This is a genomic window from Micromonospora jinlongensis, from assembly GCF_013410645.1.
Lineage (GTDB): Bacteria > Actinomycetota > Actinomycetes > Mycobacteriales > Micromonosporaceae > Micromonospora > Micromonospora zamorensis.
The window spans coordinates 1872405-1896332 of record NZ_JACCHK010000001.1; the positions used below are offsets into that span (position 1 = coordinate 1872405).

The window sequence follows — 23928 nt, forward strand, 5'->3', positions numbered from 1 at the left end:
ATGCGAAGTCAGGAGCCATTGCTGGACCGGGCCGCCGCGTGGGCGGATCCGGCCGTTGCTGGCATCACGAAGGAGACGGACGCGATGACCGACGTCATGCGGCCCCGGCAGGCGATGCCGGTCGTGCCGCGCCGCCGCGACAGTGCCGGCGCCCTGGTCGCGGCCACCCACGAGCAACGCCAGATGTGGTCGTTGAGCCGTCTCGACCCCGATCCGGCCAGCTACCTGGTGCCGTTGGCGTACCGGCTGGTCGGGCCGCTGGACGTGCCGGCACTGGCCGGGGCGCTCGACGCGCTGGTGGCCCGGCACACCGCCCTGCGCACCACGCTGGCACCCGGCGGCCCCGCCTCGGGGCCAGCCGAGGCCGACGACGTCGCGCCGCGTCTGGTCCAGGTGGTCGGTGAGCCGCAACCAGGACTGTTGCGGGTGCACGATCTGGGCGGGCTGCCCGCGTGGCAACGCGACCAGGAGATGCAGGCCCGGATGTACGCGGAGACGCGTGTCCCGCTCGACCTGAATCGCGGACCGGTGCTGCGGGCCAGCCTGCTGCGCTTCGCTGCCGAGGAGCACGTGCTCCTGCTGACGTTCCACCACGTCGCCGTCGACGAATGGTCCCTCGGCATCCTGCACGACGAGTGGGAACGGCTCTACGCCGCGCACCGCACCGGACGACCGGCCGACCTCGGCCCGGTCGTCGTCGACCAACGCGATCATGCGGCGTGGCAACGCGACTGGCTCCACGGGGCCGAGGCGGCGGCGCAACGCGACCACTGGCACGCGCAACTCGCCGACGCGCCCGCCGTCCTGGAGCTGCCCACCCGCGGGCCCCGGCCCGCGGTGCCGTCCGGCGCGGGGGCCACAGTGTCGTTCCCGCTGGACGTGCCCACCGACGCGCTGCTGGTGCTGTGCCGACGACTCGGCGTCTCCCCGTACATGGTCATGCTCGCCGCGCTGCACGTCCTGTTGGCGCGCTGGACCGGGCAACGCGACATCGTGGTGGGCACGCCGGTGGCGAACCGCCGGCGCCCCGAGGCGCAGCAACTCGTCGGGCTGCTGCTCAACACCGTCGCGGTCCGGGCCCGGCTGGACGATGACCCGTCGTTCGAGACGCTGCTCGCACGGGTGCGCACCGCCGCCGGCGACGCCCTGGACAACGGCGAGCTTCCCTTCGGGACACTGCTGGAGTCGCTGCGCCCGGTCCGCCGGCCCGGCTTCGCCCCGCTGTTCCAGGTGATGTTCGTGTACGGCCGCGAGACGGCACCGCCCAACCTCGACGGCATCGAGGTCAGCCCGATCGACGTACCCGGCACCACCGCGAAGTTCGACCTGACCGTCTCGGTACGGGAGAACGCCGACGGTGTGCGGACCGTGCTGGAATACCGCACCGACCTGTTCGACGACGACGCGATGGCCCGCCTCGCCGGGCACTTCCAGACGTTGCTGTGCTCGCTGGTTGCCGAGCCCGGCGCACCGGTCGGCTCGGCCGCGATGCTCACCGCCGACGAGTACCGGCAGCTCGTCGTGGCGGCGAACGCCACCGCCACCCCCGCCGAGCCGGACGACCTGGTCCACCTGCTCATCGAGCGGCAGGCGCGCCGCAACCCCGACGGCGTGGCGGTGACCGACGGGGACACCGCGCTGAGCTACCACGAGCTGCACACGGCCGCCGACGCGCTGGCGGAGACGCTGCGCGGGCGGGGCGTGGGCATCGGCACCCTCGTCGGAGTGCTGCTGCCGCGTGCGGTCCCGTTCGCGGTGGCGGTGCTCGCCGCACTCCGGGCCGGCGCGGCCTACGTACCCATGGATGTGGCGAACCCACCCGCCCGGCTGCGGTATCTGATCGAGGACACGGCCGCGCCGGTCGTCCTCACCTGCGCGGAGCTGGCGCACCTGGTGCCCGACGGCCTGGCACTGCTGGTGCCCGACCAGCACACGCCGGTCGCTGCGGCCCCACCCGGCCGGGAGGCCGGTGGCGCGGGGGCCGGGCCCCGGCGACGACCGCGACGGCGACCGGAACCCTCGACGGACGACCTCGCGTACGTCATTCACACCTCCGGGTCCACCGGCCGCCCGAAGGGGGTGATGGTCACCCACCGCGGGGTCTGCAACTACGTGCGCTGGGCCGCCCAGGCCTACCGGCTGCGGCCCGGGGACACCGTCCCGCTGCACTCGTCGGTCGGGTTCGACCTGACCGTCACGAGCCTGCTCGTCCCGCTGGTCAGCGGAGCCACCGTGCTGATGCTCGGAGAACACCTCGGCCCGGAGGCGCTCGGCGAGGCCCTGCGCCACCAGCAACCGGCCTTCGGCCTGGTCAAGATCACCCCGGCTCAGCTCGACCTCGTCAACCATCAGCTCAGTCCCACCGAGATGGCCGGCCGCACCCGGTGCTTCGTCATCGGCGGCGAGAATCTGCGCGCCGACCAGGTGGCGCCGTGGCGGGCGCACGCCCACGACACCGCGCTGGTCAACGAGTACGGGCCGACGGAGACCGTGGTCGGGTGCGCCGCGTACGAGGTCGACCCCTCCACCCCCGTCGACGGCTCGGTGCCCATCGGTCGGCCGATCGCCAACACCGAGCTGTACGTGCTCGACGCCTGGGGCAACCCGGTCCCGGTCGGCGTCATCGGCGAGCTGTACGTCGGCGGAGCCGGCGTGGCGCGCGGCTACCTGCACCAGCCCACGCTGACGGCGGCGCGGTTCGTTCCCCATCCGTTCTCGTCCGTCCCCGGGGCGCGGCTGTACCGCACCGGCGATCTCGTACGGCTGCGTCCCGACGGGAACCTGGAATACCTGGGCCGCACCGACAGCCAGGTCAAGCTGCACGGGTACCGGGTGGAGTGCGGCGAGATCGAGGCCGCCATCCGACGATGCCGGCCGGACAGCGACGTGACGGTGCAGCTGCGCCGGGACGACCCCGACGACCCGCGCCTCGTCGCGTACGTGGCTAAGGGAGCCGTTGGGGCGGAGACCGACGCGGCGGCCCTGCGGGCGGCGCTCGCCGCCGAACTGCCGTCCTACCTGGTGCCCGCCGCCGTCGTCTTCCTCGACGCGCTGCCGCTGACCCGCAACGGCAAGGTGGACGTCGCCGCGCTGCCCGCCGCCGGTCGGGAGGTGCCCCGGCAGCGCGCCGAGGCGGCCCCGGATCGACCGACGACCGAACAGCCGGCGACCGCCCCCGCCGAGCCCGGACCGGCCAACTGGGACGCCGCCCGGATCGGGCTCGAACGACTGGTCGTCGAGGTGTGGCGTGACGTGCTCGGCGTCGCGCAGGTCGGGACGCGGGACAACTTCTTCGACCTCGGCGGCCACTCGATGCGCCTGCTGGCCGTCCTCAAGCGACTGCACGAACGGCTCGGTGACGTCGTCACGGTCACCGACCTGTTCCGCAACCCCACTGTCGAGTCCCTGGCGACGTTCCTGACCACCGCCACCACCGGCACGCAAGCCCCGGCCGCCCCGGCCACGACGGCCCGCGTCACCCGGCCACGGACGGGCACCACGGCCGAGCCCGGCGGCCTGATCGCCGTCGTCGGCATGGCCTGCCGCTTCCCCGGCGCGCGGACCATCGACGAGTACTGGCACAACATCCACGCCGGCGTGGAGTCGGTGCGGGAGTTCAGCGTCGAGGAGATGCTGGCCGACGGGGCCGACCCGACGCGGCTCGACGATCCCGCGTACGTCCGCTCCGGCACCTGGCTGCCCGGGATCGACGAGTTCGACGCCGCCTTCTTCGGCGTCACGCCCCGGGAGGCGCAGACCCTCGACCCGCAGCACCGGCTGCTGCTGGAGTGCGCCTGGCACGCGCTGGAGCACGCCGGCTACGACCCGGCAGGCCACGCCGGCCGGATCGGCCTGTTCGCCGGGTCGGGTCGCAGCACGTACCTGCTGGACAACCTGAGCAGCCATCCGGAGCTGATGCACACCATCGGCGAACACCAGTTGTCCATCAACAACGACAAGGACTTCCTGCTCAGCCGGGTCGCATACAAACTCGATCTGACCGGCCCCGCCGTCACCGTGGCCACGGCCTGCTCGACCTCCCTGGTGGCCGTGCACCTCGGCCGGCAGAGCCTGCTGACCGGCGAGTCCGACCTGGTCCTGGCCGGTGGGGTCAGCGTCTTCCCGGCGCAGCGACGCGGCTACCTCTACCACGACGGCGGGGTCTACTCCCCCGACGGACACTGCCGCCCGTTCAGCGCCGACGCGCGGGGCAGCATCGCTTCCAGCGGGGTCGGCATCGTCGCGCTCAAGCGGCTGGAGGACGCGGTCGCGGACAACGACACCGTCTACGCCGTGATCCGCGGTTCCGCGATCAACAACGACGGCGCCCGCCGCACCGGCTACACCGCGCCCGGCGTCGACGGCCAGGTCGCGGTGATCAGCAGCGCCCTCGCGTCCGCCGGCGTGCAGCCTCGCTCGGTGAGCTATGTGGAGGCGCACGGCACCGGCACCAGCCTGGGCGACCCCATCGAGGTGACGGCCCTGACCGAGGCGTTCCGGCAGGGCACCGACGAACAGGGCTTCTGTGCCCTCGGCTCGGCCAAGGCCAACATCGGCCACACCGACGCCGCCGCCGGCGTGGCCGGGCTGCTCAAGACGATCATGGCGCTGCACAGCCGTACGCTGCCGCCCACCATCAACGTGAGCCGCCCCAACCCGGCGATCGACTTCGAGAGCAGCCCGTTCTACCTGAACGACACCGCCCGGCCGTGGCCCGGCGACGACGGCCCGCGCCGGGCGGGCGTCAGCTCGTTCGGCATGGGTGGCACGAACGCCCACGTCGTGCTGGAGGAGCCGCCGGCCACGGCCGCCGCACCGCCGGCCACGCCGGCCACCGGGCCGCACCTGCTGGTCCTGTCGGCGCGTACGGTCGAGTCGCTGGATCGGCAGACGCGCCAGCTCGGCGACTGGGTCGGCGCGCACCCCGAGGTGGATGTCGCCGACGTGGCGGCGAACCTGGGCCGGCGCCAGCCGATGACCCACCGCCGTTTTCTCGTCGCGGCGGACCACGCCGACGCGCTGGTCGCCCTCGACGCCCCGCAACGGCAGTTCACCGGCGTTCATCCCGGTGGCCACCGGACCCTGGTGTTCGCCTTCCCGGGGCACGGCGCGCAGCACGTGGCGATGGGCGCCGGTCTGTACCGCGCGGAGGCGACCTACCGGGCGGTGGTGGACGAGTGCGCCGAACTGCTCCGCGACGATCTCGGCCTCGACCTGCGTACGCTGCTGAGCCCAGCCCCCGACGGCCACCCCGAGGCGGAGCGGCTGCTCGCGCGGCCCGGGTTGATCCAACCCGCTCTGTTCGTCACCGAGTACGCCCTCGCCCGGTCGCTGCTCGCCCGCGGTGTGACCCCGGACCTGATGGTGGGACACAGCCTCGGCGAGTACGTCGCGGCGTGCCTCGCCGGCGTCTTCTCCCTGACCGACGCGCTGCGGCTGGTGCGTGCCCGCGGTGAGTTGGTCGAACGGACCCCGGCCGGGGCGATGCTCGCGGTGAGCCTGCCGGAAACGGCGGCGGCGGGGCTGGCGGTGGACGGTCTGTCGCTGGCCGCCGTCAACGCGCCCGAGCTGTGCGTGCTGTCCGGCGCACCGGAGGCGATCGAGGAGCTGCGCCTGCGGCTGACCGCCGACGGGGTCGGGTGCCGGCCGCTGCGGGTCACCCGGGGCTACCACTCGGCCCTGCTCGACCCGGTGCTCGACGAGTTCGCCGACCACACGCGCCGGGTGACCTACCAGGAGCCGCAACGCCCGTACCTGTCCAACCTGACCGGCGGCCCGGTCGCCCCCGGGCAGGTCACCGATCCGGCGTACTGGGTGCGGCACATGCGGGAGCCGGTCCGGTTCGCGGAGTCGGCCGCTCTGCTCGCCGAGCAGGACGTCGTCCTCGCGGAGCTGGGCCCCGGGCACGCCCTCGGCGGCCTCGCCCGGTTGGCGGGGGTGCGGCCCGGTCAGGTGGTGGCGGCGATGCGGCATCCGCGCAGTGACGCCGACGACCTCACCACGATGCTCGACGCGGTGGGCCGGCTGTGGCTGTCCGGCGGGCAGGTCGACTGGCAGGCGTTCCACGGTGGCCCACGTCGCCGCCTGGCCCTGCCCGGCTATCCCTTCGAGCGGCGCCGCCACTGGCTGGATGCGGTGTCGCGGCCCGACACCGCGCAGCCCGCACCCGTCCCGCCGAGCGCCTCCCCGACCGCTCCGGAGGCATCCGGGCAGGTCGAGGCCGGCAACCGCCCACCGGTCAGCACCGCCTACGTCGCCCCGGGCACGCCCGGGCAGGAGATCGTGGCGGAGCTGTGGAGCGAGCTGCTCGGGATTCGGCCGATCGGGGCGCTCGACAACCTCTTCGAGCTGGGCGGGCACTCGCTGCTCGCCACCCAGTTCGTCGTGCGGCTGCGGGCCCGACTCGGCGTCGCGCTGCCGCTGGAGACGGTATTCGCGACGCCGACCGTCGCCGGGATCGCGGCCACGCTGCCGCAGACCCGCCCCGTACCCACCACCACCGTCGCACCGCAGCCCAGCGACGCGCCGACCATCCCCCGCGCCGACCGCGACGCCGGGCCGGCGCCGCTCTCCTCCGGGCAGCACCGGCTGTGGTTCCTCGACCAGGCGTACGAGCAGAGCACCTACACCGTCGGCACGGCACTGCTGCTCGACGGCACCCTCGACGTCGACGCGCTGCGCGGGGCACTCGCGGAGCTGACCCGGCGGCACGAGTCGCTGCGTACCGTCTTCCCGCTCGGACCCGACGGCGACCCGGTGCAGCAGGTGCTGCCGCCCGGCCCGGTCGACCTGCCGATCGTGTCCGCACCGACCGGCGCGGACGACATGTCCCCGGCCGCCCGCAGCATCGTGGAGCCGGCGGTCGCCGACGCGGTGCCGCCGTGGGCCCACGCCGCCCTGGCCGCCGACGTCGGACGCCCGTTCGACCTGGCCCACGGGCCGCTGTTCCGGGCCGTGCTCCTGCGCATCGCCGACGACCGGCACGTGCTGTCGATGACCATGCACCACGCCGTCTCCGACGGCTGGTCACTCGGCATCGTCGCCGGTGAGGTGGCCACCCTGTACGGCGCCGCCCTGGACGGTCGCGCCGCACCGCTGCCCGAACTGGCCGTCCAGTACGGCGACTACGCCCGGTGGCAACGCAGCCGGCTGGCAGACGACGACAGCGACGACATGCGGTACTGGCGCGAGCAGCTCGACGGGGTGGCGAGCGTCCTGGAGGTGCCCACCGACCGGCCCCGGCCGCCCGTGCAGACCTTCCACGGCGCGGTGCACACCCGGGTCCTGTCCCCGCACGCCGCCGACGAGCTGCGCCGGTTCAGTCAGACCCGGGGCGCCACCCTGGCCATGACGGTGCTGTCCGCCCTGAAGGCGCTGCTGTGGCGCTACACCGGCCAGCGGGACATCTGCATCGGCACGCCGGTCGCCGGACGGGTCCGCGCCGAGCTCGAACCGATGGTCGGCTTCTTCGTCAACATGCTGCCGTTGCGGACCTCGATCGACGGCGAGTGGACGTTCGAGGAGCTGCTCCAGCAGGTCCGGCACACCGCCCTGGGCGCGTACGACCACCAGGAGGTGCCGTTCGAGCGGCTGGTGGATCTCGTCGACGCGCCCCGCGACCTCAGCCGCAACCCGCTGTTCCAGGTGATGTTCAACCTGCTGAACCTGCCCGAGCGGCGGGACCTGGGGACCGCCGGGCTGCGGATGGTCCAGTTCGCCGTCGAGCCGGGCATCGCCCAGCAGGACCTCGCCCTGTACGCGTACGAGGTGACCGAGGGGCTGCGGCTCCGGTTGGAGTACAACACCGACCTGTTCGACGCGGCCACCGCCGAGCGGATGATGGGGCACCTGGAGACGCTGCTCGCGGCCGCCGTCGCCGACCCGGACGTCCGGTTGGCGGATCTGGCCGTCCTCGCCCCCGCCGAGCTGACCCGCGTCGACGAGTGGAACGACACCGCCACCCCGCTCGGCTGGGCCACGCCCGGTCGGGACGGGGGGACGCCGACCCTGGTCGAGCTGATCGCACACCAGGTCGCCACGAACCCCGACCGGCCGGCCGTGACGTTCGGGGCGACCACGCTCACCTACGCCCAGCTCAACGCCCGGGCCAACCGGCTCGCGCACCGGCTCCGCCGGGCCGGCATCGGCCCCGACGGCACCGTCGCCGTCTGCCTGCACCGCTCCGAGGAACTGCCGGTCACGCTGCTCGGTGTGCTCAAGGCCGGCGGGGCGTACGTCCCGGTGGACCCCGACTATCCGATCGAGCGGCAGCGGTACGTGCTGACGCACAGCGGCGCGAGCGTCCTGATCACCGAACCGGGTCTCGGCGACCGCTTCACCGGGTACGCGGGTGAGGTACTGCGCACCGACGCGAGTGCGGGCACCGGGCCGGAGACCGACCCGGAGCCGCTGGCCGGGCCGGACCACCTCGCCTACGTGATCTACACGTCCGGATCCACGGGCCACCCCAAGGGCGTCCGGGTGACGCACGGCGCGATCGTCAACACCCTTGCGGCCATGCGGGAGCGGCCCGGCCTGACCAGCGACGGCACGATGCTCGCGATGGCCAGCTTCGCCTTCGACATGTCCGTACCGGAGCTGTTCCTGCCCCTGGTAGTCGGCGCGCGGATGCTGCTGGTGGGCCGCGACGTCGGCTACGACGCGCCGCGACTGGCCGCGCTGCTCGCCGCGGAGGGAGTCACCCTGGCCCAGGGCACCCCGGCGACCTGGCGGCTGCTGATCGAGTCCGGCTGGGCCGGGCTGCCCGGCCTGACGGCGGTGTGCGGCGGCGAGGCGGTGTCCGCGCCGCTGGCCCGGCAGCTCGCCGAACGCGTCGGCGCGTTGTGGAACCTCTACGGCCCCACCGAGGCCGCCGTGTGGTCCACCATGGAACGCCTCGAACCCGACCTCACCCACCTCACCATCGGTCGCCCGATCGGCAACGTGCGCGCCTACGTGCTCGACCCGCGAATGCGTCCCGCCCCGGTGGGCGTGCTGGGTGAGCTGTACCTCGGCGGCGCGGGGCTGGCGCGTGACTACCACGGCGACCCCGACCTCACGGCGCAGCGGTTCGTGTCGGACCCGTTCTCCGCCGGCCGGCTCTACCGCACCGGGGACCTCGGCCGGTGGCTGGCCGACGGCCGGATCGAGTTCGTCGGCCGCAGCGACTCGCAGGTGAAGGTTCGCGGATTCCGCATCGAACTGGGCGAGATCGAGGCGGTGCTGCGCCGCCACCCGGAGGTCCGCGACACCGCCGTGGTGGTCCGCGAGGACGACGGCGAGAAGAGCGTCGTGGCCTACCTGACGCTGACCACCGCAACGGCCGCCGACGAGGAAGGACCGGACGGCGGGGTGCCAGGGCAGCCCGTACCCGACTTCGACGCCGACCCCACGCCCTGGCGGGCGTTCGCCCGCACCTACCTGCCCGACTACATGGTCCCGTCCGCGTTCGTGGTGCTCGACCGGATGCCGCTCAGCGCCAACCGCAAGGTCGACCGGGCCGCCCTGCCGGCACCGGTACGCGGCGGGGCCGGCGTCGGCGCGGCACCGCCCGACACCCCGCTGCGCGCGGCGCTGGCCAAGCGGTGGGCGGCGGTGCTCGGCTACGACACCGTCGGCATCGACGACGACTTCTTCGACCTCGGCGGCGACTCCTTCAAGGCGATCAAGGCGTTGGCCGGCAACGACCCGGCGATCAGCGTCCTCGACCTGTTCCGCCACCCGACGATCCGCTCGTTGACCGAGCACCTGGACGCGACCGGGGGTTCCGCCGGGCGGCTGCTGCACGAGCTGACCCCGGCGCGACCGGCGACGCCGACACGGCTGACGCTGGTCTGCGTACCCTTCGCCGCCGGTAGCGCGATCACCTTCCAGCCGCTGGCGGACGCCCTCCCGCCCGGCGTGCGGCTGTACGCCCTGGAGCGCCCCGGGCACGACGTGAACCGCCCGGACGAGCCCCTGCTGGGCATGAACGAGCTGGTGGACGGCTGCGTGGCCGAGGTCGTGGCGGGGATCAGCGGTCCGGTGGCGGTGTACGGGCACTGCATGGGCGGCGCCGAGGCGGTGGAGCTGGGCCGTCGGCTGGAGGCGGCCGGTGTGGAGCTGACCGGCGTGGTCATCGGCGCCCACTTCCCCGCCCCTCGGCTGCCCGGCCGGGTGTTCCGCTGGCTACGGCAGTGGTTTCCGACGGAGCGGTGGACGTCGAAGCGGCGGACCCTGGAGTCGCTGCGGGCGATGGGCTTCTTCACCGAGGTCTTCGACGAGCGGGAGAAGGACTTCGTGATGCGCGTGGTCCTGGCCGACGCCGCGATGGGCGAGGACTACTACACCGACGTCTACGACAACGGCCTGCCCAGGAAACTGTCGGCCCCGATCGTCTGCGTGGTCGGTGGCGGAGACCGGGCCACCGAGCTGTACCAGGAGCGCTACCTGGAGTGGGAGTTCTTCTCCGACCGGGTGTCCCTGGAGGTCATCGAGGGCGCCGGCCACTACTTCGCCAAGCACCAACCCGGCGAGGTGGCGCGCATCATCCAGGCGACCTGCGATCCGTCGAACGCGACGCCCGTCCAACCGCCGGCCGACGCGGCGACCCCACCGGCCGACGCCGCGCTCCCGCCGGCCGAGGCCGTCGTGGCCGCGCCGGCGGGCGGGCAGCCGGCCACCCCACCCGCCGTGCGCCGGGCGATGCCCAGCCTCACCGTGTTCTACCTGATCGCCCTGGGTCAACTCGTCTCGCTGATCGGCAGCGGACTGACCGGCTTCGGTATGGGCCTGTGGGTGTACCAGCGGACCGGCTCGGTCTCGTTGTTCGCCACGGCCACCGTCCTGGCGCTGCTGCCCGCTGTCGTGCTGTCCCCCATCGCGGGGGCACTGGCCGACCGGTGGGACCGGCGACTCATCATGATCGTCGCGGACTGCGTGGCCGCCACCGGCACGGTGAGCCTCGCCCTGCTGCTGTGGCTCGGGCAACTCCAGCTCTGGCACGTCTTCACCGCCATCACCGTCACCGCCGTGGCGACCGCCTTCCAACTACCCGCCTACCTGGCGGCCGTCACGCAACTCGTGCCGAAGCGGTACTACGGGCGCGCCAACGGCATCGTCTCCCTCGGCACCGCGACGAGCACCGTGCTGGCGCCGCTGCTCGGCGGTGCGCTGGTCATCGCGGTCGGGCTGCGCGGGATCGTGCTCATCGACCTGCTCACCTTCGCCGTCGCGGTCACCGTCACCCTGTCGGTCCGGTTCCCGGACACCCTGTTCGTCCGTCGCGAGGAGACCTTCCGACGGGCGGTCCTGGGCGGTTGGCGGTTCATCGTCCGCCGGCACGGCCTGGTGGCCCTGGTCGTGCTGACCGCGTCGCTCAACTACTTCTTCGCCATGGTCGAGGTCCTGGTCACCCCGCTGACCCTGTCGTTCGGTGACCCGGCGGTGCTCGGCCGGGTGCTCGCCGCCAGCGGCGTCGGCATGCTCGTCGGCTCGGTCCTCATGGGAGTGTGGGGCGGCACGGCCCGACGGACCACCGGCATTCTGGCGAGCGTCGTGCTCCTCGGCGCGTCGCTGCTCACTGTCGGCCTGCGCCCGAACCCACTGTTCCCCGCACTCGGCCTGTTCGGCATGGGCCTGGCCACGGCCCTGGTGAACACGCACTGGTTGGCCATCGTGCAGGCCAAGGTCGGGCTGGAGCTGCAGGGCCGGGTGCTCTCGATGGGCCAGATGCTGTCCTGGCTGATGGTGCCGGCCGGTTTCCTCACCGCCGGTCCGCTCGCCGAGCACGTGTTCGCCCCGATGGTGTCGCCCGGCGGCCTGCTGTCCGCTGTCGTCGGCACCGGTCCGGGCCGCGGCATGGCCCTCGCGGCGATCGTCGCCGGCCTCTGCTCGCTCGCCCTGGCCGCCGTCGGCATCGCCTACCGACCGATCCGCCACGTCGAGGACGAGCTGCCCGACAACGACCCCGGCACGGTCATCGTCGCCGACAAGGACCACCTCCAGGCCGAGGCCGACCGCCGGCTCGCGGCGTACCGCGCCGCGGGCGCGCAACGGGCCGAGCCGGTCCCGGTGGGCGGGCGCGGTGGTCGTCGATGAGCGCCCCCGCCCGGCCCGCCGGCCCGACCCGCCGAACCGTCGGCCGACGCGCCACCGGCGTACCAGCCGACGTCGACTGTCTGCACCGGATGGTGGCCGCGCAGGCCGCCCGGACCCCGCAGGCGGAGGCGGTACGGCACATCGACCGCACGTGGTCGTACCGGGACCTCGACGAGGCGGCGAACCGGCTGGCCCGGGTCCTGCTCGCGCGCGGGGTGAGCCGGGAGGACCGCGTCGGCGTCTGCCTGCCCCGGACACCCGAACTGGTGGTCGCCCTGCTCGCCGTACTCAAGGCCGGCGCCTGTTACGTCCCGCTGGACCCGGCGTACCCGCCGGCCCGGGTGGCCTTCATGGCCGCCGACTCCGGGGCCCGGCTGGTGCTCACCCACGCCGACCTCGCCGACCGGTTCCCCGACCTGGCCGTCCCGATCGACCGACTGGACCTGCCCGGGGACGACACCGATCCGGCGGTGCCGACAACCCCGGCCGACCTGGCGTACGTCATCTACACCTCCGGCTCCACCGGGCGACCCAAGGGCGTGGCCATCGAGCACCGCTCGGCGTCGGTGCTCATGCACTGGATCCGGCAGACCTTCGACGACGCCGAACTGGGCGGCCTGCTCGCCGCCACCTCGGTCTGCTTCGACCTGTCCGTCTTCGAGATCTTCGGCCCGCTCTGCTGGGGCGGGCGGGTGCTGCTCGTCGACGACGTGCTGGCCCTCGCCGCCCTCGGCGCGGACCGGCTGCCCGTCACAGTGGTCAACACCGTGCCCTCCGCGATGGGGGAACTGCTCACCGCCGACGCCCTGCCGGCGAGCGTGCGCACGGTCTGCCTCGCCGGCGAGCCGCTCACCGCCGCGCTGGCCGCCCGGGTGTGGTCGCGCCCGCACGTCCGCCGGCTCTGCAACCTCTACGGCCCGTCGGAGGACACCACCTACTCCACCTGGGCGGAGGTGCCGCCGGACAGCGGGGACCCGCCGATCGGCCGGCCCCTGCCGCAGACCCGGGCCTACGTCCTCGACCCCGAGGGGCGGCCGGTCCCGCCGGGCGATCCGGGCGAACTCCACCTGGCCGGGGCGGGTCTGGCCCGGGGCTACCTCGACCGGCCGGAAGAGACGCGGGCCCGGTTCCTGCCCGACCCGTTCCGCCCCGGCGAGCGGATGTACCGCACCGGCGACCGGGTCCGACTGCGCCCGGACGGGCAACTGGCCTACCTGGGCCGACTCGACGACCAGGTGAAACTGCGGGGCTACCGGATCGAACTGGGTGAGGTCTCCGCCCGCCTCGCGGCCCTGCCCGGCGTACGCGAGGCGACCGCCTCCGTCCGGGAAGGGCCGAGCGGAGACCCGCTGCTGGTCGGCTACCTGGTCGGCGAGCGGCGCGACGACGTCCGCGCCCGGCTGGCCGGGGTGCTGCCCGCGCCGCTGGTCCCCGCGACAGTGGTCTGGTTGGACCGGCTGCCCACCCTGCCCAACGGCAAGGTGGACCGCTCGGCACTGCCCTCCCCCGCCCACGGCGACGACGCCGGGCCTGGCGGCGGGTCGTTCGACGGCATGCTCGCCACGGTGGCGGCGGTGTGGCGCGAGGTGCTCGGCGTGCCGGTGACCACCGCCGCCGACGACTTCCTCACCCTCGGCGGAGACTCCCTCCTCGCCGTCCGCTGCGCCACCCGGCTGGCCGCCGCGACCGGCCGGCCGGTCCACGCCGGCGACCTCTTCGCGCACCCGACCGTCGGCGTGCTGGCGGCCCACCTCGAAGGGCTGGCCGTCGACCCGACACGCGCTCGCTGGCCGGGCCGTGCACTCGGGGCACCGGCCGGCCCCGCGCCGCTGTCGGCCGCGCAGACCCGGCTGTGGTTCCTGCACCGGCTCGACCCGGCGGACACCTCTTACCTGCTGGCCTTCGCGGTGCGGTTTGACGCCCCGGTGGACCCCGACCGGCTGGCCCGGGCGCTGCGTCGGGTGGTCGAGAAGCATCCGGCTCTGCGCACAGTGTTTCCGGTCGGGCCGGACGGGCCGGTGCAGCACGTCCTCCCCAGCGCCGGGCCGCCGCCGCTCGTCGCGCCGCCCGAACCGGGCACCCCGCTCGACGAGCGGCTCACCCAACTCAGCGTCGAGGCCACCCGAGCCCCCATGGACCTGGCCACCGGACCGTTGCTCCGCGCCCACCTGGTGCCGGACACCACCGGCCGTGCGGCGGCGCTGCTGCTCGTCGTGCATCACATCGTCTGCGACGACTGGTCGTTCGGCCTGATCGTGCGGGAGCTGGCCCAGGCGTACGACACCGAGGGGGACGCCGTCGTGGCGGCCCCGGAGCCCCCGGTGGTCGGGCCGGCGGCGTTCGCCCTGGCTCAGCGGGACTGGCTGGCCGGGCCCGCAGGACGGCGGGCGCTGGCCGAACAGCTCGACGAGCTTCGTGGCGCACCCGACCTGCTCGACCTGCCCACGACGGGCCGACGTGCGGCGCAGGCCGGACCGGACCGGTCGCGGACCGGCGCGGCCCTGCGGACCACAGTGGACCCCGCCACCGCCGACGCGGTACGCGAGCTGGCCCGGGCCGAACGGGTCAGCCTGCACATGGTCGGGCTGGCCGCCTTCGCGACAGTGCTCGGCGCCGCCACCGGCCGGCACGACCTGCTGATCGGCGTGGCCTTCGCCGGCCGGACCAGTGTCGCCGCCGAACGAAGCGTCGGCTGCCACGTCAACACCGTGCCGCTGCGGCTGCGCCCCGCGCCGGAGCGCGGTTTCGCCGACCTGCTCGCCGAGGCCCGCCGGGTCACCCTGTTCGCCGCCGCCCACCAGGACGTGCCGTTCGACCTGCTGGTGGAACGGCTGCGGCCCACCCGCCGGCCGCACCGCACGCCGCTGGTGCAGGTCGCCTTCGGGGTGCAGAACGCCCCACCGGCCCGGCACCGCACCTCGGCCGGCGTCGAGTTCACCGGCGTGGAACTGACCCCCGACACCGCCCGCCTCGACCTGACCCTCTGGCTCGACGAGCGGCGGGACGGGCTGGCGGCGCTGTGGACGTACCGCACCGACCTGTTCGACCACGACGGGGTGGTCACCTGGCACCGCCGTTTCACGGCGTTGCTGCGGACCGCCGCCGCCGACCCCCGACGCAGTCTGGCCGACTGCGTCGACACCCTGGGAGCGAGAGATGACTGAGCAGACCCGGGTCGCGCGGAGCATTCCCCGTCGCGGCCGTGAGCGGAACCTGGTGGACGTGCACCCCGAGTGGCCCGGCGGCCCGCTGCCGGCGCTGGTCCGGGCCAACACACCCGACGTGGATCTGGCCGGCTGGCTGGCCGGACGCCGCGACGAGATCGACGAGCTGGCCCGCCGGCACGGGGCTGTGCTGTTCCGTGGCTTCGCCGTGGCCGGCGCCGACGACTTCCGCACCGTGATGGCCGCGCTCTCCGACGAGGTCCTCAGCTACGGCGAACGGTCCTCGCCGCGCAGCCAGGTCACCGAGGGGGTGTACACCTCCACCGAACACCCCGCCGACCAGCCGATCGTGCTGCACAACGAGCAGTCGTACACGGTGAACTGGCCCCTGCGGATCGTGTTTCACTGCGAGGTGGCGCCGGGCGGGGGCGGGCGTACCCCCCTCGCGGACAGCCGCCGGGTGCTCGCCCGGCTCCGCCCGGAGACCGTCGCCGAGTTCGAGCAGCGCGGGGTGCTCTACCGGCGCAACTATCTGCCCGGCATCAGCCTGACCTGGCAGACCGCGTTCCAGACCGAGAGACGGGAGGACGTCGAAGCGTACTGCGCCCGCGCGCTGATCGACGTGGAGTGGGTCGGCGAGCGGCAGTTGCGCACCCGGCAGGTCCGCCCGGCGGTACGCCGCCACCCGGTCACCGGCGAGCGGACCTGGTTCAACCACGCGCTGTTCTTCCACGTCACCTCCCTGCCCGACGACGTCAGCGCGGGGCTGCGGGCCGCCCTGGGCGAGGAGGACCTGCCCTACCAGACCGCGTACGGCGACGGCACGCCCATCTCCGACGAGGTGCTGGCCGAGCTGCGGGCCGCGTACGCCGCCGAGACCCGATCCTTCGACTGGCAGCGCGGGGACGTGCTGCTGGTGGAGAACATGCTGGCCGCGCACGCCCGGGATCCGTTCACCCCGCCCCGGCGGATCCTCACCGCCATGTCCGATCCGACCGCCGCGCCCGAACTGACCGAGGCGAGCCGCGCGGTGCCGGCGCCGACCGGGGATCGGGCATGAGCGGGCCGGCGCCGCGTCGACGCGGTACCGGCACGGTCAGTTCGCCGGTGTCCCGGCGGGTGCTCGTGGACGACCGGTTCGTGCTGCTCGTCGAGGCCGCCGTGCCCGACCTCGACCTGGCCGGTTGGCTCGCCTGCAGGCGCGAGGAGCTGCTCCGGGACCTGGACCAGTACGGGGCGGTGTTCTTCCGCGGCTTCGAGGTGCGCACCCCCGACGACTTCAGCCAGGCCGCCCGGGCGGTCAGCCCGGACCTGCTCGGCTACCTGGAACGGGCCGCGCCCCGGCACGAGGTCGCCGACCGGGTCTTCACCTCCACCGAGTTCAACGCCGAGCAGTGGATCCCGCTGCACCACGAGATGTCGTACTCGCACAACTGGCCCAGCTACCTCTACTTCTGGTGCGCGCAGCCGGCCACCGGCAGCGGCGGGGCCACCCCGCTGGCCAGCGAACGGGTCATCACCCCGCTGATCCCCGCCGACGTGCGGGAACTCTTCCTCCGCTCCGGGGTCTGCTACGTGCGCAACTACGGCCCGCACCTGGACCTGCCCTGGCAGGAGGCGTTCCAGACCACCGACCGGGCCGAGGTGGAGGCGTACTGCCACGCCTCGGCGACCGAGTTCACCTGGCTCGGCTCCGACAGCCTGCGGACCAGGGCCCGGCGGCAGGCGGTCGCCACGCATCCGCGTACCGGGGAGACGGTGTGGTTCAACCACGCCCACCTGTTCCACGTGTCGAACATGCCGACCGAGGTGTCCGGCGCTCTGCTGCGCGAGTACGGCCCGGACGGATTGCCCCGCAACGCGTATCTCGGTGACGGGCAGCCGATCCCCGACGAGGTGGTCGCCGGGCTGCGCGAGCTGTATCGGGAACACGCGGTGTCGGTTCCCTGGCAGCGCGGCGACGTGCTGGTGGTGGACAACTTCCTGGCGACCCACGGTCGCGAACCCTTCAGCGGTGACCGGCAGATCCTGGTCGCCATGTCCGACCTCTACGTCAACCGGAGCGTTCTGTGAACGGTTACCGTCTGTCCCCTGTCCAGCGGCTCGCCTGGTCGGCCAAGCAGGATCTGGTCCGGGCGCGGGTGCGGCTGGACCGCCCGCTGGACCGGGCCCGGTTGCAGAGCGCCGTGGACGCGGTGGTGGCCCGGCACGAGGCGCTGCGTCTGACCCTGGTGCACCACCCGGGTCTGCGGGTGCCGATGCAGGACGTCGACGACGACCGCAGTGTCACCGTCGGCGCGCAGGGCGAGCTGTCGGTGACCCTCACCGACGATGCGCTGGAGCTGACCGCCACCCCACTGATCGCCGACCCGGCCAGCCTGCGTCTGGTCCTCGCCGACCTGGCCCGGGCGTACGCCGGCGAGGCGTTGGCGCAGGATCCGGAGGCGTTGCAGTTCCTCGACGTCGCCGAGTGGCAGCTTGAGGAGCGCGAGCAGGCACCGGCCACCGCCGCGCCGACCGCGACGACCGCCCGGCTGGTCACCCCGCACGGGGACGACCCGACGGCCGTGGTGTCCGCGACCGTTTCCGCCGCCGAGCTGACCGACGTGGCGCGGGCCGCCGGTGTCGAGCCGGAGACCGTGCTGCTGGCCGCGTGGGCACTCGCGGTGTCCCGCCGCGCCGAGGCGCCGGAGGGCGCCGACGAGGTGGACCTGGTGCTGGCCCGGTGGAGCGACGGCCGCCATGCCGCTGGGACCGCCGAGGTGGTGGGCCCGCTGGGCGGGTACGGCCCGTTCCGGTTGGCCCTGCCGCTGCCCACCGCGCCCGCCGACCTGCTGGCCCTCGTCCGCGCCGCCGTGACCACCGCCGACGACACGTTCCACCTGGTCGACCCGGTGGACGAGCAGTCCGGGGCGGTGGCGGGCTTCGCGGTGCCCCCGGCTGCCGCCCCGACCACGGTGGCCGGGCTCCGTGGCGTCGCCGTGCACGTCGGCACCCCACCGGCGGCGGCCGGTCCGCAGCTGACAGTGCTGGCCGACGGAGACCAGGTCACCTTGGACGTGGTCGGCGGCCAGTGGCTGCTCGACGCGCTGCTGGCGGTCCTGCGAACCCTGCCCGCCGCGCTCTCCAGCGCCGACGCGCCGTCGGTGCTCGGCGACGCCGAGGGCCGCTGGCTGACCGACGCGGCAGGAACACCGTCGCAGGCGTCGGCGCGTACCCTCGTGGACCTTTTCGACGCGGGCCTGGCGGGGATGGACGAGCAGGCCGTGGCGGTGGTCGACGCGGAGGGCGCGTACACGGTCGGTGAGCTGCGGGAACGGGCCGCGCGGGTGGCCGGGGCCCTGGCCGCGCGCGGCCTGTCCGGCGCCCCGGTCGGCGTGCTGGCCGACCGGTCCCGGGACACCGTCGTGGCGTTCCTCGGCGTGCTGCGCGCGGGGGCGGTCTTCGTGCCGTTGGACCCGGACGCCCCGTCCCGGTGGCTCGCCGCGCAGATCCGCGCGGTCGGCGCGGAGGTCGTCGTGGGCGACGGCGGTGCGGCGACCGTGACGGTCGGCGACCTCGTCGCGGCCGGCGACCGCCCGTCCTCCGCGGTGCCGACCCCGACCGACCCGGCGTACGTGATCTTCACGTCCGGCTCCACCGGCACGCCCCGGCCGGTGCAGGTGTCGCACGGCGCCGCCGCGCACCTGGCCGACGCCCTGGAGCAAGCCGTGTACGCGGACAGCCTCCCCGGTCTGCGGGTGGCGGTGAACGCCCCGCTCACCTTCGATGCCAGCGTGAAGCAGCTCGTGCAGCTCGGACACGGCCGCAGCCTCTACCTGGTGCCCGAGCAGGTCCGCCGGGACGGGGCCGCACTGGCCGCCACGCTGGCCGACCACGACGTCGACGTGCTCGACCTGACCCCCTCTCAGCTGCGCATCCTGCTCGCCGGGGCGGGCGACATCCGGCTGCCCGGCCTGCTGCTGCTCGGCGGTGAGGCGATCGCACCCGACCTGTGGGAGACCCTCGCCGCGCTGCCCGACGTCCGGGCGGTCAACCTGTACGGCCCAACCGAGTGCACGGTGGACACCAGCGCGGCGCAGGTGTGTGCCGGGGAGGCCCCGACGATCGGCCGGCCCCTGCCCGGTGTCGCGGTGTGGGTGCTCGACGAGCAGCTGCGCCCGGTGCCGCCGGGCGTGGCCGGTGAACTCTGCGTCAGCGGCCCGCAGCTCGCCGACGGTTACCGGGGCGATCCGGAGGCCACCGCGCGGCGGTTCGTGACCGTGGCGCTGCCGTCGGGGCGCACCGAGCGGGTGTACCGCACCGGCGACCGGGTCCGCTTCGACGCCGACCGGCGGCTGCGCTACCTGGGCCGGCTCGACGACCAGGTGAAGATCCACGGGTTCCGGGTGGAGCCGGGCGAGATCGCGGCCGCTCTTCGCGAGCACCCGGAGGTCGCCGACGCCGCGGTGGTGGCCCGTGACGACGACGGGCACGGCGACCGGCTCGTCGCCTACGTCCGCCCGAGTGACGCACCGGCCACTGTGGACGTCGGCCGGGTGGCCGGGGTCAACCCCCACGAGACCCGCTACCTGTACGACGAGATCTTCGTCCAGCAGGTCTACCTGCGCGACGGCATCGTGCTGCGGCCCGGAGCCACCGTCCTCGACGTGGGCGCGAACATCGGCATGTTCTCGCTGTTCGTGAACGCCGTCTGCCCGGACGCCACGATCCACGCGTTCGAGCCGGTGCCGTCGGTGGCCGACCTGCTGCGCCGCAACGTCGCCGAGTTCGACGTGCCGGCTACCGTGCACGCGGTCGGGTTGTCCCGGGCTGCCGGGGAGGTGTCCTTCACCTACTACCCGGGCTACTCGATGATGTCCGGCCACGCCGCGTACGCCGACCCGGACGCAGAGGTGGCGGTGATCAAACGGTTCCTCGCCAACGAACGCGACGCCGGCGCCGACCGCGAGGTGCTGCTCGACCGGGCCGACGAACTGCTCGCGGAACGCTTCGCCGGCCAGGAGCTCACAGTGCCGGTCCGGCCGCTGTCGGCGTTCCTCGACGAACTCGCCCCGGGACGGATCGACCTGCTGAAGATCGACGTACAGCGGGCCGAGGCGGACGTGCTCGCCGGGCTGGAGGATCGGCACTGGCCGCTGGTCGCACAGGTCGCCATGGAGGTGCACGACGCGCCCGGCACCGACACCGAGGGCCGACTGGCCGAGCTGGTCGCCACCTTCGAGGCGCGTGGCTTCGACGTGGTGACCCGGCAGGACGACCTGCTGGTCGGCACCGACCGGCACACCCTGCACGCCGTGCGCCCCGAATACGCCGCCGATCCACGCCCGGCCGTGGTCGTCGCGGCCGGGCCGACGGCAGGGCCCCTCGACGAGCGGCTCACCGGCTGGCTGGCCGACCGGCTCCCGGCCCACCTCGTCCCGGCGGCGGTGGTGCTCCTCGACGAGCTGCCGCTGACCCGCAACGGCAAGCTCGACCGGGCGGCGCTGCCCGCGCCCCGCCTCGACCGGCCGCGGGGCGGCACTGTGGTGGCGCCGGCCGACCGGGCCGAGGAGATCCTGGTCGAGGCGTGGCGCGAGGTGCTCGGGGAGTCGACCGTCGGCGTCACGGACAGCTTCTTCGCGCTCGGCGGCGACTCCATCCGCAGCATCCAGATGCAGGTCGCCGCGAACAAGCGAGGGCTGTCCTTCCGGCTCAGCGACATCTTCACGTACCAGACGATCCGCGAGCTGGTCACGCACGGCGAGATCACCATCGACTCCGCCGGTGCCAGCGCGGTGGCCGGCTCGGCGTCGGTCCCGGCGGCCGGGCGCTTCACGCTGGTGACCGCCGCCGACCGGGCGCTGCTGCCCGCCGGGCTGGCCGACGCGTACCCGATGACGACCCTTCAGCAGGGCATGGTCTACCACTGTGAGCTGACCGGCGACCCGGCGATGTACCACAACGTCACCGCCCACCGGATCGCCGCGCCGTTGGACGTGCCTGCGCTGCGGCGCGCGCTGGCCGGTCTGGTGGCCGCCCATCCGGTGCTGCGGACCGGGTTCGCGCTGGGCGCGTACTCCGAGCCGTTGCAGCTCGTGCACGCCGACGTGCCGGTCGAGGTGCCGGTGACGGATCTGACCGGCGTCGACGCACAGACCCGCCGGGCCCGGATCGACGAGCTCGTGGCGGCCGAACGGGTACGCCCCTTCGACCTGGCCCGACCGCCGCTGCTGCGGCTGCACGCCGTCCGGGAGGACGCCGACGCGTTCACCCTGATCATCGCCGAGTACCACGCCATCCTCGACGGCTGGAGTCTGCACCTGTTCCGCACCGACCTGCTCGCCGCGTACGACCGGGAGCGCGACGGCGTCTCTCATCCCGCCCGCCCCGGCCTGCCGTTCCGCGAGTACGTGGCCGCCGAGCGACGGGCCCGCACCGATGAGGCCACCCGCCGGTTCTGGCTGGACGGTCCCGGCGCGGTGCCGCCGCTGCTGCTCGGCGGGGCAGCCCCACGAACCACCACCACCCAGCAGGTGCCATTGCGAGCCGGCACCACCGACGCGGTCACCGAGGCGGCCCGGGCCGCCGGCGTACCCGTCAAATCCTGGCTGCTCGCCATCCACCTGCGGATGCTCGGCGAACTCACCGGCCGTGACGACGTGGTCAGCGGACTGGTGGTCGGTGGGCGGCCGGAGGGCGAGGGCAGCGACGCCACCCTCGGGCTGTTCCTCAACACCCTGCCGGTCAGCGTGGAGCTGGGCACCCGTTCACTGGCCGAGCTGGCCGCCGACGTGTGGCGGGTCGAACGCGACATGATGGGACACCACCGCTTTCCGCTGGCGGAGATCGTCCGGGCCGGAGGGGTCGGGCCCCGCTTCGACCACTTCTTCAACTGGACCCACTTCGCCAACGACCCGGCCGGTGGCGGACCCCGCATCCTGGACAGTCGGGGCGTCACGGTGGACGTGGCGTTCAGCCTCGCCGTCGACGCCGAGCTGGACGCGGACACCGGCCGCCTCGCCCTCACCCTCCAGTACGACCACCGCACCGTCGCCGGGGACCGGGTCGACGCGTTCGCCGACGGCTTCCGTCGCCTGCTGGCGGCCGACCCGCACGCGCCGCTGCCCGCCGTCGCCACCGGTGGGCAGGCGGCCGGCGACGCGTGGGCGACCCGGGTGGCGGCGGCCTGGCAGGAGGTGCTCGGGGTCGCGCCGGATGATCCGGCGACCGGCTGGTCGGCCGCCGGCGGTGACTCGCTGCGCGCGCTGCGACTGGTCACCATGCTGCGGCAGCGTCACGGCAGCGACCTCACACTGCCCGAGTTCGTGACGCTGGGCAGTTACGGTGCACTGGTGGACCGGGTGGCCCGGTCATGACCGGTCTCAGCACCTCCGCCGTGCACGGCGACGACGGACTGATCCCGGGCGGAGCCGTGGCGCCGCCGATCGTGCAGAGCGTCACCTTCAGCGCCGACTCCGACGAGCAGTTCACCGCGATCGCCACCGAGACGCGGGGCAGCGCCTTCTACACCCGCTACGGCAACCCGAACCACGCCCAGGTGGCCGCCGTCGTCGCCGAGCTGGAAGGCACGGAGACGGGGTTGGTCACCGCCTCCGGGATGGGAGCGATCAGCACCATCGCGCTGGCCCTGCTCTCCGCCGGCGACCACGTGGTGGTGCAGCGCAGCACGTACGGCGGCACCACCTCGCTCGCCACCGGCCTGCTGTCCCGGTTCGGAGTGTCGTACACCCAGGTCGACCAGACCGACACCGATGCGTTCGCACGGGCGATCCGGCCACGGACGCGACTCGTGCTGGTGGAGACGCCGAGCAATCCGCTGCTGGAGCTGACCGACCTGACCGCCGTGGTCGAGCTCGCCCACGCGGCCGGCGCGCTGGTGGTGGTCGACAACACCTTCGCCACACCGGTCAACCAACGTCCGGTGGCCGCCGGCGCGGACCTGGTCTGGCACAGCGGCACCAAGTTCCTCGGCGGCCACTCCGACGTGTCGGCGGGAGTGGTCGTCGGCTCCGCCGAGCTGGTCGAGCGGGTGTGGCAGACGGCCATCGTCACCGGCGCCACCCTCAATCCGGTGGACGCGTGGCTGCTGCTGCGCGGCATCCGTACGCTGCCGCTGCGGGTGGAGCGGCACAACGCCAACGCCCTGGCCCTGGCCCGTGCGTTGGAAGAGCATCCGGCGGTGGCCCGGGTCCGTTACCCCGGGCTGCCGTCGCATCCGCAGCACGCGCTTGCGCGGCGGCAGATGACCGGCTTCGGCGGGGTCCTCAGCGTCGACCTGAGGGCCGGCCGGGCCGGAGCCGCAGCACTGCTGGACGGGCTGCGGCTGGCCAGACGGGCGGCCAGCCTCGGCAGCGTCAGCACGCTGGTGGTGCACCCCCGGTCGATGTGGGCGGGCATCGTGGACCCCGAGCAGTTGGCCGCGACCGGCATCGGGGACGGGCTGGTGCGCGTCGCCACCGGCATCGAGGACACCGCCGACCTGGTGGACGACTTCCTCGCCGCGGCGGACAAGGCGACCGCTGCCGACTGAGCTCGAACAGGCGACCCGGGCCGCCGGCTCACCACCACCGGGACGGAGACGTCCCGGTGGTGGGTGAGCCGGCGGCTCAGGCGGCCAGCGCGGCGGCGAGTCTGCGGGCCTCGGTCACCAACCGGCGAGGGCTCTGCGCTTGGAGCCTGGCGG

At 74.0% G+C, this 23928-nt stretch carries 6 protein-coding genes; all 6 read left to right on the plus strand.

Translation table 11 applies throughout. The annotated features are described in order from the left end of the window. Genes HNR22_RS08045 through HNR22_RS08070 form a run of 6 tightly spaced genes read left to right on the plus strand, consistent with a single transcriptional unit; the run spans position 1 to position 23775 of the window. Positions 1–12078: a non-ribosomal peptide synthetase/type I polyketide synthase gene (locus HNR22_RS08045; RefSeq protein WP_179779815.1), complete on the plus strand. Its 12078-nt coding sequence runs from the start codon at positions 1–3 to the stop codon at positions 12076–12078. Then, positions 12075–15242 carry a non-ribosomal peptide synthetase gene (locus HNR22_RS08050; protein WP_179779816.1) on the plus strand — a complete coding sequence of 1056 codons (3168 nt, stop codon included), beginning with the start codon at positions 12075–12077 and terminating at the stop codon, positions 15240–15242. The genes HNR22_RS08045 and HNR22_RS08050 overlap by 4 nt, the downstream gene beginning before the upstream one ends. Beyond that, the gene (locus HNR22_RS08055; protein WP_179779817.1) at positions 15235–16302 is read left to right on the plus strand and encodes a TauD/TfdA family dioxygenase; all 1068 of its coding nucleotides are present in this window, start codon (positions 15235–15237) and stop codon (positions 16300–16302) included. Before HNR22_RS08050 ends, HNR22_RS08055 begins: the two co-directional genes overlap by 8 nt. Continuing rightward, positions 16299–17315 (plus strand): TauD/TfdA family dioxygenase, encoded by a 1017-nt coding sequence (locus HNR22_RS08060; RefSeq protein WP_179779818.1) that lies wholly within the window; start codon positions 16299–16301, stop codon positions 17313–17315. Before HNR22_RS08055 ends, HNR22_RS08060 begins: the two co-directional genes overlap by 4 nt. After that, on the plus strand, positions 17312–22600 hold the full coding sequence (locus HNR22_RS08065) for an amino acid adenylation domain-containing protein (RefSeq protein WP_179779819.1): 5289 nt from the start codon (positions 17312–17314) through the stop codon (positions 22598–22600). The genes HNR22_RS08060 and HNR22_RS08065 overlap by 4 nt, the downstream gene beginning before the upstream one ends. After that, positions 22597–23775, plus strand: coding sequence for a trans-sulfuration enzyme family protein (locus tag HNR22_RS08070; RefSeq protein ID WP_179779820.1), 1179 nt, complete (start codon positions 22597–22599; stop codon positions 23773–23775). Before HNR22_RS08065 ends, HNR22_RS08070 begins: the two co-directional genes overlap by 4 nt. Positions 23776–23928 lie beyond the last annotated feature (153 nt).